This window comes from Undibacterium sp. GrIS 1.8, from assembly GCF_040544445.1.
Lineage (GTDB): Bacteria > Pseudomonadota > Gammaproteobacteria > Burkholderiales > Burkholderiaceae_D > Undibacterium.
This window is the reverse complement of the sequence record NZ_JBEONQ010000070.1, coordinates 1-15,098: the sequence shown is the minus strand read 5'-3', so window position 1 is coordinate 15,098 and position 15,098 is coordinate 1. Positions and strand designations below refer to the sequence as shown.

Here is a 15,098-nt window from a genome sequence, read left to right as displayed (position 1 = left end):
GAAGACAAAATCACTAAAAAAGCATCATTTTATTTTTTAAAAATTCAACCTTTGCTGAAACGGCTCTGATTAAGGCTGTCATGCAAAGGTCTCAGAGCTTATTTTCTTAGTCTATTTTTAGGCTTGTAGTTTGGTCTTGCGGAGATGAGTAGCAATGATCAATTGGTAGTTATAGCGTAGCCTTAGGATGCAGTAGATCTATTTTCGATCTCTTCAACAACATGGTTTGAAAGGCGACAAAGAGTTTATTCATGTGCTCTAATTTGTAAGAGAAGACGCCAGCTGCATCAAAAGCATGCACAAAGCCGGTATTGTCTATCTCAAAAATCAACAACCGACCGTCTTGGGTTTCTGCGCAATCAATTACGGCATAGTCGAGCTGCAAACGCTCATTTATCGCAGAAAATGCTACACGGTGACGCTGCGCAAAGCTCTCATCAAAGCCATCCATGAACTGAGATTCTTCAGCGCGCTTGGCAGCACTCTCCTCCATACCTGCATTCATATAATGGATGACCCAATTGTCTGACAAAGCCATATGACAAATATAAGGATGGCCATCAATCAAGGCGACCCGATATTTACGAAACAATCCATCCTGGCTACGATAATCAACATAAGCTGCCAGATAGAATAGCTCATCGAATGACTCACTAGTATGTGCTTGCAAATAAGCGCTCATCGCGCTGACGTTATCCAGCTTTGCCAGTCCCTTGCCGCCGTGGGAATCTAGCGGACGGATAATCAGTGGGAATTTAAGCTTGATTGTTAATGCAGAATTGGTATCGGCGTAGTCAAGCGCAAATTGTTGCAATTCCTGCCGTGACAAGCGTAGCGACACTGGAATCCTCAACGATGCTGCTGACAAGGTAGCACCCAGCAGATCACTGACGCCATTGCGGGATAGTACGGCAATACGTACGGGATGATTTAACACCGGGCGAGGCCAATTTTTTAACTTAGCGCTGATCTGATGTAAAAGCGGATTATTCTGATCCGATTGACTGACGGCCACAAACAAGATGTCGTGCTCAGGGACTGACTCAGGAAACGCTAGGTTGTCTCCCAGATAAATCAAATCCACAGCGATATCTGATCCCTCCAGTAAGAAATCGACAGGCGTGTTGTCCATCATTTCGCCCGCGCGCAACAGCACCAACATTCTTAAAGCAACATGACCGCTGGGTGCCGCCATTCGATAATGCTGACTCAAGCCCAGTGCCTTGGCTTGTAATTCCAGCGCCAATGGCGTGTTACCAGAAAGTTGAAAGAATACCGCCAGGCTCATCAGCATAGTAGCGTCATCCGGGCTGCTGGCAGCGCGACGGACATAGGGCGAAAGATCAATACCGTTGTGCGCCATCCGCATCAGGCATGCCAAACCGAGCAACGGCGGATTATCGTCAGGAGGCGAAGAAATCAAGACCAAGGCGACCACTCCGTTATCTTAATGAACTCGTGGTTTTAGTATTAAAGCAATACTCATGATCCACTACTGATGAATAAATACTCGTATCTAGTATATTTTAATTACCCATAGAATAACTGGACAATAAGGCAATTTTAATAAAAATAATGGGGAGTATATTAAAAATAAGTTATCGTTAACGACTTAGGCATTAGAAAAAACGCTTTTCATCCTACTCTCTCAAAACGCTTTTGCGACAATTCTAAGGATGATTTTTATAGCATTACTACAACATCAAATTCAAATGGTGGTGGTACACTTTTGTACCTTAGGCGTTTCTCAATTGCACTATAAAACTAGATGCACCGTAAGAAGCTATCACCTCATTACCTTAACTGAGCAATGTAATTGAGGTCTTGATTAGTCTCTTACTTTTTAAAATGTAATTGCACTGCTAAGCCTGAAAAATTCACCCACAAGAGGATGCGCTATGAACTGGTTCTATGACTTAAAAATTGGTAAAAAATTGATATTAGGTTTTGCCATCGTCATTGTAATGGCCTGCTTTTTAGGTATTTTCTCGATAGCGCAACTTGTTAAGGTCAACAACGCATCAACTGACATTGCTACCAATTGGTTACCTAGCATCACGGCTGGCGGACAAATGCAAACATCGCTTGCACGTTTTCGTATTTCTGAATCCACCCACATTATGTCTGCTGAGGAATCTGAAATGACCGCGACCGAAAAATCATTGGCGACCCGGCTGGAGATATTTCGAAAACAGCAGGCAGTTTATGCAGCCTTAGTTTCAGAGACAGAAGAAAAACGCATCTATCCAGAACTCGAAAAAACTATAGAAGACTATCTAAGCACAAATAAGAAAATGCTTGCTCTGTCCCGTGAGGGAAAAAAAGATGAGGCTCGGGTGATTTTTCGTACCGACTCTAGTAAGTTATTTCGTGACGCAACAGAAAAAATCGACGCGCTGATCAAAATTAATACGGACGGTAGTAACGCCTCAAATAAATCAGCAGACGAAGCTTATGTCCTATCGCGTACGCTGATCATCGGCATACTGATCTCGCTGATCATCATTGGGATTATGTTAGCGATGTTTATTGCGCGCACTGTCTCTGTGCCGTTAAACGAAGCTGTCAGCATTGCGAAACGGGTAGCCGAGGGTGATCTCACTGGCACTATCGTCTCCTCAAGTACCGACGAAACCGGCCAACTGATGGAATCACTTCGTGCCATGAACGACAGCCTGCTGCATGTCGTCGGGCAGGTACGCTTGGGTACAGATACGATTGCCACAGCGTCATCCGAAATCGCCAGCGGCAATTTAGATTTATCCAGCCGTACAGAAGAGCAAGCCAGCTCGCTTGAAGAAACTGCCTCTGCAATGGAAGAGCTAACTTCTACCGTCAAGCAAAATGCCGACAATGCCCGTCAAGCCAATCAACTTGCCCAATCAGCATCCGGAATTGCTACCGATGGAGGCAAAGTTGTCGGCGAAGTGATCGCTACCATGGAATCGATCAGCGCATCATCTAAAAAGATTGTCGATATCATCAGCGTAATTGACGGCATTGCGTTTCAAACCAATATTCTCGCTTTAAACGCCGCAGTCGAAGCCGCCCGCGCGGGTGAGCAAGGTCGTGGCTTTGCGGTAGTCGCCTCTGAGGTGCGCAATCTGGCGCAGCGCAGCGCGGCGGCAGCCAAAGAAATCAAATCACTGATTGACGATTCTGTACAAAAAGTCGATTCCGGTACCACCTTAGTTCAAAAAGCTGGCACGACGATGGCAGAAGTCGTCGCCAGCGTGCGCCGCGTCACCGACGTCGTTGCAGAAATTTCTGCTGCCAGCAATGAACAAAGTACCGGCATCGAGGAAGTCAATCTGGCGATTACGCAAATGGACGAAGTCACGCAGCAAAATGCCGCACTGGTAGAGCAAGCCGCCGCCGCAGCGCAATCCATGCAAGAACAGGCAGCCAACCTGGCATCCGTCGTCAGCATATTCAAGCTTGATGCAGCGCATAGATATACGGCGATATCAGCTTAAGTCTTGGCTTACACACGAGTCTGAGGCGCACTCTCGTGCGATAACGCAATTTGACAAAACTGGTCACGACGCGATCGCACGAAAGTAAGCGCTTCCAAAACACAACGAGCAAAATCAAGCATAGCTATGAGTAAGCTTCGTAGGTCAAAAAATCTCAACTAGATATACTCCCCGATTTTTAATAAAAATACTGGTCATTGCCCAATGATCCTATGGACACATTAAAAATACAGGGGTAGGGTATATAAAATATCAGCTAGCGACATGACCAGCCATACCTTCTTCACACGATAATAAGGACCATGTCAGTCTCTGAACTTCATCGGCGGGTTACATTTAGAAGACAGGTGTCATCACGCCAATATAATTTGTTACAAGTTGGTACTTCTGGGAAATTCTTTTACCTGAGGTTGATGCAATACTCTGCCCCAAACTTGCAACGGGCATACTTTGGTTTGTTGACATTGGTATTTGCGTTAAACATTACGTGCGAAATTGCGTGTAAAAATTACTTTCAAAAATTCTTAAAAAATCCTCCGCCCTAAAAGGACTTCAATGAGCAATATGAATAACGATCTCAGCAAGGGAAAAAACCCCGGCTCGGCCAGTAACGGTAAATGGTTTTTATGGCTGGTAGTCGTCATTGCCCTGATTGCGGCGGCTTGGTTTGGCTGGAATCATTGGCGCAATCCTGCGGCGACGGGCACCACAGGCGCGGCTGCTGAAGGTGCCCCCCAAACTGGGCGCGGACCGGGTGGACCTGGAGGGCCTGGTGGCCCAGGAGGACGGCAGCGAGGCATCACCACTGTCGTTGCCAGTCCGGCAGTGAGTGGCAGTATGGATATTTCGGTCAATGCTCTAGGTACAGTAACGGCGCGGAATACCGCGATAGTTCGTGTGCAAGTGTCTGGTCGTTTAGAGCAAATATTTTTTCAAGAAGGTCAAAGTGTGAGAGCAGGACAGGTATTAGCGCAGATTGATCCGCGTACCTTTCAGCTACAGCGCGATAGCGCCAAAGCCCAATACGACAAAGATCTGGCGCAGTTAAATGTCGCCAAACTGGATTTGGTTCGTTATAAAACTTTACTGTCACAAGACTCGATCGCATCACAACAAGTTGATACTCAAGCAGCGCTGGTAGCACAAAATCAGGCGACTGTGGCATCCGACGCAGCGGCGATTGCGCAAGCCCAATTACAACTGGGATATACCAAAGTCACTGCGCCTATTGCTGGCAAAGTCGGCCTGCGCCAAGTCGATGTCGGCAATCTGGTGCAGACTTCGGATGCAAACGGTCTGGTGGTGATTAATGAAGTCAATCCGATTAGCGTTGTATTTTCAGTCCCCCAACAAAGTTTGCCATCCGTGATCAGAGGTATGAAAGGGACAGAGCCCTTAATCGCAGAAGCCTGGAGTGCAGACAACCGCAGAATGCTGGGTACCGGCAAGCTTAAAAGTGTGGATAACCAAATTGATACAACGACTGGCACCATCAAACTAAAAGCAGAATTTACCAATGACGATGACAGCTTATTCCCGAATCAATTTGTGAATATCCGCTTAGTCACGAAGAAACTCGATAACGTCACACTGATCCCATTGACGGCTGTGCAGCAAGGTACTAACGGCCCTTATGTGTATGTCGCCAAACCAGATAACTCCGTCACTCTGCGCCAGATCGAAACCGGTGCTGCGGATGCAAAATCTGTCGCCGTGATTAAAGGTGTCGAGCTAGGCGAATCAGTGGTCGTTGACGGCACAGACCGCTTAACTGACGGGATGAAAGTACAAGTAGTGGCGCAACGTGTCGTACCAACGGCAGCAGCACCAGGAGGAAAACATCGCGGTGGAAAACGTCCTGATGGCGCTGGCTCTGCTGGAGCATCGGCTGCAAGTTCTGTAGCAAGTTCTGCAGCAAGTACGTCAGGAACTGCGAACACTGATACAGCACCAAAAGATGGACACAAAAATGAGCAGAAAGGTGAACAGAAAGCTGGCGGTCGTCCACAATGAATATTTCACGCATCTTTATTGAGAGGCCAGTCGCCACGGTGCTGTGCATGGTGGCGGTATTGTTGTCCGGCTTGCTGGCCTACCGCCAATTACCTTTAGCAGCATTACCGCAAGTCGATTATCCGACCATTCAAGTCAGTACTTTGTACCCCGGTGCTAGCCCGGATGTGATCGCCTCCACCATCACTGCGCCGCTTGAGCGCCAGTTTGGGCAGATGCCGGGTTTGACGCAAATGTGGTCAGCCAGCTCTGGCGGCGGCTCCAGTATTACGCTGCGATTTGATTTGTCGCTGAGTCTGGATACGACGGAACAAGAAGTCCAGGCAGCAATCAATGCAGCCGCCAGCCTGTTGCCAAAAGACTTACCGCAACCGCCGGTGTACAACAAGGTCAACCCGGCAGATGCACCGATTCTGACGTTAGCAGTGACGTCCAGTACCTTGCCTTTAACGCAGTTGCAGGATTTGGCCGATACCCGCATGGCGCAAAAAATTTCGCAACTACCGGGTGTTGGTCTCGTGACCTTAAGCGGTGGACAAAAACCTGCCGTTCGGCTGCAAGTTAATCCGCGCGAAGTCACTGCACGTGGTCTGACTTTGGACGATATCCGTACCGCCATTTCGGTACAAAATGTGTTTCAGGCTAAAGGGAGTTTTAACGGTGCTGAACGCGCATCCACACTAGATGCCAATGACCAGTTGAAATCGGCGGAAGAATATCGCAACGTCGTGATTGCATACAAAAATGGCGCGCCGATTCGTATCTCTGATGTTGCTTCTGTGGTGGACGGCGCTGAAAATATCCGTCTGGCAGCATGGGCAAATAAATCCCCGGGCATCATCATCAACGTGCAGCGTCAGCCAGGTGCCAACGTCATTCAGACAGTTAACCGGATTCAGGCGCTACTGCCATCCTTGCGCGCTAGTTTGCCTAGCGCGGTAGAACTGGTCACCCTGACCGACCGCACCACCACGATTCGTGCTTCGGTCAATGATGTGCAACTGGAATTAATTTTTGCGATCTTACTGGTGATTGCGGTGATTGCGATTTTCTTGCGCAGCGCGCGCGCCACCCTCATTCCCGCTGTCGCTGTGCCACTGTCATTGATCGGTACTTTTGGTGTGATGCATCTGGCGGGATTTTCCGTCAATAACCTGACCCTGATGGCACTGACCATTGCAACCGGTTTTGTGGTCGATGATGCAATTGTGATGGTAGAAAATATCGCACGCTATATTGAAGAAGGTGAAACGCCGATGCAAGCGGCACTCAAAGGATCGAAGCAAATCGGTTTTACAATTATCTCTTTGACGATTTCACTGATTGCAGTGCTGATCCCTTTGCTGTTTATGGGCGACGTCGTAGGCCGTTTATTCCGCGAATTTGCTATCACCTTAGCAGTCGCGATATTGATTTCCGCAGTCGTATCATTGACGTTAACACCAATGATGTCATCGCGCTGGCTGCACGCACATGATGAAGAAAAAGAGGGACGTATTTCGCGCGGAATTGGTAATGCGATCAACTCGGTTATTGCAGGATATGACCGCACTTTATGCTGGGTATTAGACCGGCAAAAATTAGCCCTCTTAGTCGCAGCTGCCACACTGATCGTCACGGTTCTGCTCTATATGTTAGTACCAAAAGGATTTTTTCCATCCCAAGATACAGGCGTTATACAGGCTACAACCGAAGCCTCACAGTCCATCTCTTTCAGCGCGATGGCAGATCGTCAGCAAGCAATGGCGGCAGCATTACTAGAAGACCCTGCAGTAGAAAGTCTGTCCTCATTGATTGGTGTTGATGGCACGAATACCACGGTCAATAGTGGTCGCATGCTGATCAATCTCAAGCCCTTAGAAAGCCGGGATCGCGCACCTGCGGTGATCCAACGTTTGCAAGAACTGGCAAAAAAAGTACCGGGCATCCGCTTGTATTTGCAACCAGTACAGGACTTAAGTATTGAAGACCGGACTACCCGTACTCAATATCAATTTACCGTTGACAGCACCCGCTCTGCCGATCTGGCGACATGGATACCAAAGCTACTGGATAAACTTAATACGCTGCCGGAGTTACAAGATGTGGCAACAGATTTTCAAAATAACGGCTTACAAGCGTATATTGAAATCGACCGTGATGCGGCATCCCGCCTAGGTATCTCTGTCTCTGCTATCGACAACGCTTTGTACAATGCCTACGGTCAGCGACTAATATCGACTATCTTCACTCAGTCAAATCAATACCGTGTAGTGCTGGGTGTACCTAGCCAATTTCAAGCAGGCCCTGATGCACTATCAATGCTATCTCTTACCGGCAATAACGGTGTGCAAGTGCCACTAACATCGATTGCACGAGTGAGTGAACGCCCCACTCCACTGGTCTTAAATCATCTGGATCAGTTCCCGGCTGCAACCATCTCTTTTAATCTGGCGCCCGATGCATCTTTAGGTGAGGCGGTCGATGCGATTGATCAAGCGAAGATCGATGTAGGTCTACCTTTGTCTATCAGAACTAATTTCCAAGGTGCGACGCTGGCGTTTCAGGCAGCATTGTCTAATCAACTTTGGCTCATCCTGGCGGCAGTCGTCACGATGTATATCGTGCTGGGTGTGCTGTATGAAAGTTTTATTCACCCTGTGACGATTCTATCGACCTTACCGTCCGCAGGGATCGGTGCTTTGCTCGCACTGCTGGTGAGCGGCAATCAATTGGGTGTGATTGCCATCATCGGCATCGTGCTGTTGATCGGTATCGTGAAAAAGAACGCGATCATGATGATTGACTTCGCACTCGACGCGCAACGTAATCAAGGTATGTCACCTTTGGACGCGATACATCAGGCATGCCTGCTGCGCTTCCGCCCGATTTTGATGACCACTTTAGCTGCCTTACTAGGTGCTTTACCATTGATGCTAGGTAGAGGTATGGGATCAGAATTGCGTCATCCACTGGGGCTGACCATGGTCGGTGGTTTGATTGTCAGTCAGTTCCTGACCTTGTACACCACGCCAGTTATTTATCTTGCCTTTGATCGCTTAGTACAAAAGCGTAAACCGCCAAAGCAAAAATCTGCATCTTTAGTATCGCCAGCATCATCAGCTTCACCATCCCAGCCTGCAACTGATACGCCGACGACACCATGAGCTACCAACGTATTTTAATTGGTCGTCCGATTGCGATTACCTTGCTGACGCTGGCCTTGGTATTGGCAGGCGGCGTTGCCATGCTACAGTTGCCGGTAGCGCCTTTACCGCAAGTCGATTTCCCTACCATTACAGTCTCAGCCGGTCTACCGGGCGCTAGTCCGGAGACCATGGCGGCGACCGTCGCTACGCCGTTGGAGCGTGCTCTAGGCTCGATTGCCGGGGTCACCGAGATGACTTCGTCAAGCTCACTGGGTTCTACCCGCGTTACCTTGCAATTTGATTTGTCACGCGACATTGATGGTGCTGCAAGAGACGTGCAGGCCGCAATCAATGCATCGGTCGGTACCTTGCCGAGTAGTTTGCCGCGCAACCCGACTTATCGCAAAGTGAATCCGGCTGATCAGCCCATTCTGACTTTATCGCTGACCTCTGATCAGCTTGGTCGTGGTGAATTGTATGACGTAGCATCGACCTTGCTGGCACAGCGTATCGCCCAGGTAAAAGGCGTTGGCAATGTCGATATTGGCGGCGGTGCTTCACCTGCTGTGCGGGTACGCGTCAATTTGCCAGAACTTGGCCGCATGGGTCTGTCACTGGAAGCCGTGCGCACTGCTATTTCTGCAGCAAATGTGGCGACCCCAAAAGGTAGTCTGGATGATGGCGAGCATAGCTGGTTTGTAGCGACCAACGACCAATTAAAAAAAGCGGATGACTACAAGAGAATCATCGTCCGCTGGCAAAACGGTGCCGCCATTTATCTGGGCGATGTAGCTGAAGTCAAAGACATGCAGCAAGACTTGTACAACTTAGGTGTCACTAATGAAAAGCCCTCGGTACAGCTACAAGTCTTCCGTCAGCCGGGCGCCAATATTATCGATACGGTAGAGGCGATCAAAGCCATCTTGCCTATGCTACGCGCTACTGCACCAGCCAATGTCGATATTGATATGCCGCTGGAACGTACAACGACCATCCGTGCATCCTTGCATGAGGTCGAACGTTCGTTGGCGATTTCTGTTGGTCTGGTGGTGCTGGTGGTATTTTTATTTTTACGTAACCCAAGTGCTGTATTAATCCCTGCGGTAGTCGTACCCGTGTCACTCATCGGTACGTTTGCGGTGATGTATTTGATGAATTACAGCCTGGATAATTTATCCTTGATGGCATTGACGATTGCCACAGGTTTTGTAGTGGACGATGCAGTGGTGGTGTTGGAAAACTGTATGCGTCATATCGAAGAAGGACATTCACCAATCCGTGCCGCAATGCGCGGAGCAGGTGAAGTTGGCTTCACGGTAGTGTCGATGACGATATCACTAGTCGCTGTATTTATTCCAATTCTGGCAATGGGCGGAATTATCGGTCGCTATTTCCGAGAATTTGCAGTGACCTTATCGGCGGCAGTATTAATCTCTATGGTGGTATCGCTAACGACGACACCGGTCATGTGCGCTTATCTATTACGCAAACCGAAAAAATTAAGCGAAGAAGAAAAGCAGCAAAAAAACAAACGGGGATGGCAAAAAATATCCGCCTGGTTTGCACCGATGGCGGTGTGGCTAGAAAATGGTATGAACAGGCTGCAGGCTGGTTACGGCAAGTCTTTGAACTGGGCACTCAATCACACCAAAACCATGCTGTTACTTTTTTTCATTACGGTATCGGCTAACGTATGGCTGTATGTGATCGTTCCTAAAGGCTTTTTCCCACAACAAGATATCGGCATCTTAGTTGGAGGTGTGCAGGCGGATCAGAGTATTTCGTTTGCTGCAATGAGCGAAAAGCTCAAATCGCTAGTCACCATTGTCAAAGACGACCCGGCTGTTGCCAACGTCATGGCCTATACCGGCGGCTCCCGCAGTAACGGTGGATTTATGTTCGTAGTGCTGAAACCGTTGAAGGAACGCGGTGTCTCTGCGGATGTGATTCTGAATCGCTTACGACCAAAATTAGGACGCATCGCTGGTGCTAATTTGTTCCTCCAGGCAGCAAGTGATATCCGTATAGGCGGCCGCCAAAGTGACGCAGCTTATCAATATACCTTGCAATCAGATGATCTCGATCTGCTCAGAAAATGGGAACCGATCATCCGCGCAGCAATGTCACAAATACCCGAACTCACCGACGTGAATACCGATGCACAAGAAAAAGGTATTCAAACCCGTTTGGTCATTGATCGTGACGCAGTAGCGCGGCTGGGGCTAAATATGCAAATGGTGGACGCGACCTTGAGCGATGCATTTGGTCAGCGTCAGATATCCAATATTTATCAGGATCTGAACCAATATACGGTCGTGATGGAAGCTATGCCAGCCTATCTGAAAGGGCCGGAAGCCTTGCGCCAGATTACCCTGGTGACAGCGCAGGGCAACATCGTGCCTTTGTCTGCCGTAGCACAATGGAAGGGTGCCAACACGGCGCTATCGGTCAATCATCAAGGCGGGTTCGCAGCATCCACCGTCTCATTCAATCTGGCGCAGGATGTCTCTTTGAGTCAGGCGACGCAGGCGATTGATGTCGCATTGATGAACGCAGGTGTGCCAAATACAGTCCGGGCGACTTTCCAGGGGAGTGCGAAAGCTTTCCAAGATTCCCTCAGCAACCAACCTATGTTGATTCTGGCGGCGCTGCTGGCAATTTATATCGTGCTGGGTATTTTGTATGAAAACATGGTCCATCCGATTACGATTTTATCCACCCTGCCATCTGCCGGCTTAGGCGCCTTGCTCGCCTTAATGTTATGCGGTAGCGAGTTCAGTGTGATTGCCTTTATTGGTGTGATCTTGCTGGTCGGTATCGTCAAGAAAAACGCGATCATGATGATTGACTTTGCCATCGTCGCTGAGAAGCGTGATGGCCTCGATGCTAGAACGGCGATTCATCAGGCATGCCTATTACGCTTGCGCCCCATTTTGATGACGACTGCTGCAGCGATGCTTGGGGCGCTGCCACTGGCACTTGGTAGTGGCGACGGTGCTGAGCTACGTCGCCCGCTGGGCATTGCCGTCGTCGGCGGTCTGCTAGTTAGCCAATGGCTCACGTTGTACACCACACCTGTCATGTATCTGGTACTCGATTGTCTGCGTCTTAAATTTAAGCGCTGGCGTCATCCAAACTTAGATAAGCTCAGTGGCAACCGCAGTGACAATCACGTTGACAACTACATTGATCCCGCGACTGCGCAAACTAATCGCCCTAACCTGATTCCTGGAAAACTGCCATCATGAAACTAAAGGCTACGTCTACATTCTGTCCGCGCTCTGCGGCTACGGTTGGCACACTCACCATTGCCATTGCAGCTGTGCTAGTTAGCTTGAGCGGCTGCAATATGGCGCCAGACTATCGTCGTCCCGACATGGCATTGCCTGCACAATATAAAGAAAGTTTGCCGGCCAACTGGCAGTTCGCTCAACCATCGGATGATGCGCATAAAGGCAATTGGTGGCAACAATTTAATGATCCTATGCTCGATCAGTTAATGACGGGATTGGAAGCGTCCAATCAAAACCTGGCCATTGCGCAAGCACGCTGGAGGCAAGCCTCTGCCTTGTCTCAGCAAGCCCGCGCCAGTCTTTTCCCGACGATTGGTGTGCAAGCCAGCGCGACCCGTTCTGCAAGCGGTAGTAATAGTAGTGGCAGCAATAGCGCCAGTAATGGCTCAAGTAATAATGTAACCAGCTCTGGGAGCAACATTAGCAATAGCACGCAAGTGGGTGGCACTTTAAGCTGGGAAGCCGACATCTGGGGACGTGTGCGGCAGCAAGCGAATTCCCAAAGTCTCACCGCACAATCGAGTCTCGCGGATTTAGCTAATACTCGGTTGAGCTTGCAGGCAGAATTAGCGATAGATTATTTTTCCCTACGGGTCGCATCAGCTCAAGACACCCTGCTCAAAGAAAGTGTCGCCGCCTATAAATCATCGCTGGAGTTAACCCGTAATCGCTATGCCGCCGGTGTCGCAACAAAGTCGGATGTATCACAGGCAGAAACCCAATGGCTGTCTACCTCAACCCAGCTCGCTGACAATCAAATCACTGTTGCTCAGCTCGAACATGCGATTGCTGCTTTGCTTGGCAAACCCGCTACTGGTTTTTCGCTGGCACCAGAGGCCGAGCAAACCGGTGCGCAAATGTTAGCGATTCAACTGCCGAGTATTCCTGTTGAATTGCCAGCCAGCTTGCTAGAGCGTCGCCCTGATATTGCCTCGGCAGAACGACAAGTTGCCGCAGCCAATGCCAGTATTGGCGTAGCTAGAGCAGCCTTATTCCCGGTATTGAATTTGTCCGCCGATGCGGGTTATCGTGGCAGCAATTTGTCTGGCTTGTTTGATGTCGCACATCAATTCTGGTCGCTTGGACCTAGCCTTGCGTTAACCGTTTTTGATGCCGGTGCCAAGCAAGCTGCCGTCGATCAGGCCAGAGCAAGCTTTGATCAGGCATCCGCCAATTATCGACAAACTGTTTTAACCGCATTGCAAGGAGTGGAAGATCAGTTAGTCGCATTGCGTTTGCTGCAACGCGAGGCCGATTTACAGAAACAAGCTGTAGCGTCTGCCAACGTCGCCCTCAATTTAGTTACGAATCAATATCGTGCGGGAACTGTACCTTATCTGAATGTCTTGAGCGCACAGCAAACCCAGCAAAACGCCAGAAGCAGCGAGATCAATATTCGCGGACGCCAATTGAGCGCGACAGTACAATTGCTCAAAGGTTTGGGCGGTGGCTGGCAGGGACTCGATGCAGAAGCGAACAAAAATAGCGCGATGGATAAAATAACTAGCCGATAATCAATGCTTGAGTACCGATTTCTGCCTGTTCAATTTACGTAAGTTCCAACTCTAACGAAAGAAATAAATTGACTCTATCATCAGAAAAAACCAGGGTATTGGTCGTAGGCGCAGGAGCAATTGGTAGCTTTTATGGTGCGCTGCTCGCAGAGCGAGGCGCAGATGTCTCGGTTGTTTGTCGCTCCGACTTTGATGCAATCAAATCACATGGATTTGATATCGATAGTCCCTCACTCGGTCAGATGCATTTCACACCTGCGCAAGTTTTACAACACACGGCGGACTATCAGGGTGGCTGGCCCGATTATCTGATCCTCAGCGTCAAAGTCGTACATGGCGTGGACAGAGCCGCAATGATTAAAGATGCAGTCGGTCCCGATACCACCATCGTTCTGATCGAGAACGGGGTTGAAATCGAAGCAGAAATCGCTGCGGCTTTCCCCGACAATGAACTGATCAGCGCACTTGCGTACGTCCAGATCAGCCGCGTTGCGCCAGGCAAAGTCAAGCACCATGCCTTGGGCGACTTAACATTCGGCACTTATCCCAGTGGCATCTCATCGCGCTGCGAATTGTTAGCAAGCTTGCTGGAACGTGACGGTATTAAAATGACGCTGACCGACAATGTCGTCAAAGGGCGCTGGCATAAATGTGTTTGGAATGCGGTGTTTAACCCGATTTCTGTACTCGGCGGCGTACTCGATACGGCGTCTATTCTGGGACCTGACGAAGGCAAAGCACTAGTTAAAAAAGCCATGCTGGAGGTAATCGAAGTCGCGGCTGCAACCGACAATCCCTTGCCAGTAGCAATGGTCGACCAGTTCATCGAACGTACCAAAAATGGCCCTGCCTATAAAACGAGCATGGCATTGGATTTTGAAAACGGTCGTCCGATGGAAGTAGAAGTCATCCTAGGCAACGTCGTCCGGGCAGGACGCCGCGAGCAAGTGTCCATGCCAGTACTGGAGGCGATCTACGCCCTGATGAAAATGATCGATGCCAGAGACACGGCAAAATAGAATAGTACCCCGTCAACCTCCCCTGTTTATTCGGACTTCCAAGACTTATGCTCTAGGGCGCGCATAAACATTTGACACTTGCAACTGGGAATTTCAAAAAAACCCATACTCGAGCGCATCGCCTCTTTGCAAACCCTCCCAATAGCGACGTATTGCAGCGTCTAGGTTGTAACTTTGCCTCGCGCTGCATCTCGGTTAAAGGTTTTTTAGAAGCTCTCGACGAACAAACAAACCATTTTGAATACTCGCCAACTTTCGGATGACAAATAACGTGAAAAGTACGTCAAGTTAGTGAAAACCTCGTGATGCAAATATTTAAAAGATCGCTCATACTGGACTTCCGCTTTCGGCACTTTGCTGACATAGCGATTGGGTTTTAGTTTGAAACCAATATTTACGACAAATGCACGGTCGAGGGAAAGCAATGAGCGCGTTCGAACCTGTTGTAAAAGACGATATGAACCAGAGACCAGTGCCATCTGCTTGGCGAGGCGTATTTTCAGACATCGTGCACGCTATAAAAAATGGTGATTTAAGTCTAGTCGGTAGCATTAATGGAGTGTAAGCGCTCCATAAACCCCAGACTATCAAGTCAAATCTAAATCCTTCAAGCTCACGATTTCAATAATGAGATGGAGTGGAAATGGAAAAGCAA

8 protein-coding genes are annotated in these 15,098 nt (G+C 49.0%); 7 read left to right on the top strand and 1 reads right to left on the bottom strand.

Annotated elements, in window-relative coordinates; all coding sequences use genetic code 11:
- Positions 1-169 precede the first annotated feature (169 nt).
- Positions 170-1,429: an ATP-grasp domain-containing protein gene (locus tag AAKU64_RS20680; RefSeq protein ID WP_354330777.1), complete on the bottom strand. Its 1,260-nt coding sequence runs from the start codon at positions 1,427-1,429 to the stop codon at positions 170-172.
- A 469-nt stretch (positions 1,430-1,898) separates the two neighbouring features.
- On the opposite strand from AAKU64_RS20680, the gene AAKU64_RS20675 reads away from it, so the two are divergent.
- The 7 genes from AAKU64_RS20675 (at position 1,899) to AAKU64_RS20645 (ending at position 15,008) form a co-directional block, all read left to right on the top strand.
- Positions 1,899-3,476 carry a methyl-accepting chemotaxis protein gene (locus AAKU64_RS20675; RefSeq protein ID WP_354330775.1) on the top strand — a complete coding sequence of 526 codons (1,578 nt, stop codon included), beginning with the start codon at positions 1,899-1,901 and terminating at the stop codon, positions 3,474-3,476.
- Between the two features lie 555 nt (positions 3,477-4,031).
- Positions 4,032-5,489 carry an MdtA/MuxA family multidrug efflux RND transporter periplasmic adaptor subunit gene (locus AAKU64_RS20670; RefSeq protein WP_354362887.1) on the top strand — a complete coding sequence of 486 codons (1,458 nt, stop codon included), beginning with the start codon at positions 4,032-4,034 and terminating at the stop codon, positions 5,487-5,489.
- A complete protein-coding gene (locus tag AAKU64_RS20665) occupies positions 5,486-8,635 on the top strand; it encodes an MdtB/MuxB family multidrug efflux RND transporter permease subunit (protein ID WP_354362886.1) in 3,150 nt (1,049 codons plus the stop codon). Before AAKU64_RS20670 ends, AAKU64_RS20665 begins: the two co-directional genes overlap by 4 nt.
- Positions 8,632-11,865 (top strand): efflux RND transporter permease subunit, encoded by a 3,234-nt coding sequence (locus tag AAKU64_RS20660; protein ID WP_354330770.1) that lies wholly within the window; start codon positions 8,632-8,634, stop codon positions 11,863-11,865. Before AAKU64_RS20665 ends, AAKU64_RS20660 begins: the two co-directional genes overlap by 4 nt.
- Entirely contained in the window at positions 11,862-13,424 is a 1,563-nt protein-coding gene (locus AAKU64_RS20655) for an efflux transporter outer membrane subunit (protein WP_354330768.1), read from the top strand. The genes AAKU64_RS20660 and AAKU64_RS20655 overlap by 4 nt, the downstream gene beginning before the upstream one ends.
- Before the next feature lie 68 nt (positions 13,425-13,492).
- On the top strand, positions 13,493-14,443 hold the full coding sequence (locus AAKU64_RS20650; RefSeq protein WP_354330766.1) for a ketopantoate reductase family protein: 951 nt from the start codon (positions 13,493-13,495) through the stop codon (positions 14,441-14,443).
- A gap of 424 nt (positions 14,444-14,867) precedes the next feature.
- Positions 14,868-15,008 carry a hypothetical protein gene (locus AAKU64_RS20645; RefSeq protein WP_354362885.1) on the top strand — a complete coding sequence of 47 codons (141 nt, stop codon included), beginning with the start codon at positions 14,868-14,870 and terminating at the stop codon, positions 15,006-15,008.
- The last annotated feature ends 90 nt before the right edge of the window (positions 15,009-15,098 follow it).

Excerpts from the sequence above, each read along its gene's own strand:
- AAKU64_RS20675 (WP_354330775.1), top strand. The coding sequence starts at position 1,899 with ATGAACTGGTTCTATGACTTAAAAATTGGTAAAAAATTGATATTAGGT.
- AAKU64_RS20670 (WP_354362887.1), top strand. The coding sequence starts at position 4,032 with ATGAGCAATATGAATAACGATCTCAGCAAGGGAAAAAACCCCGGCTCG.
- AAKU64_RS20665 (WP_354362886.1), top strand. The coding sequence starts at position 5,486 with ATGAATATTTCACGCATCTTTATTGAGAGGCCAGTCGCCACGGTGCTG.
- AAKU64_RS20660 (WP_354330770.1), top strand. The coding sequence starts at position 8,632 with ATGAGCTACCAACGTATTTTAATTGGTCGTCCGATTGCGATTACCTTG.
- AAKU64_RS20655 (WP_354330768.1), top strand. The coding sequence starts at position 11,862 with ATGAAACTAAAGGCTACGTCTACATTCTGTCCGCGCTCTGCGGCTACG.
- AAKU64_RS20645 (WP_354362885.1), top strand. The coding sequence starts at position 14,868 with ATGAGCGCGTTCGAACCTGTTGTAAAAGACGATATGAACCAGAGACCA.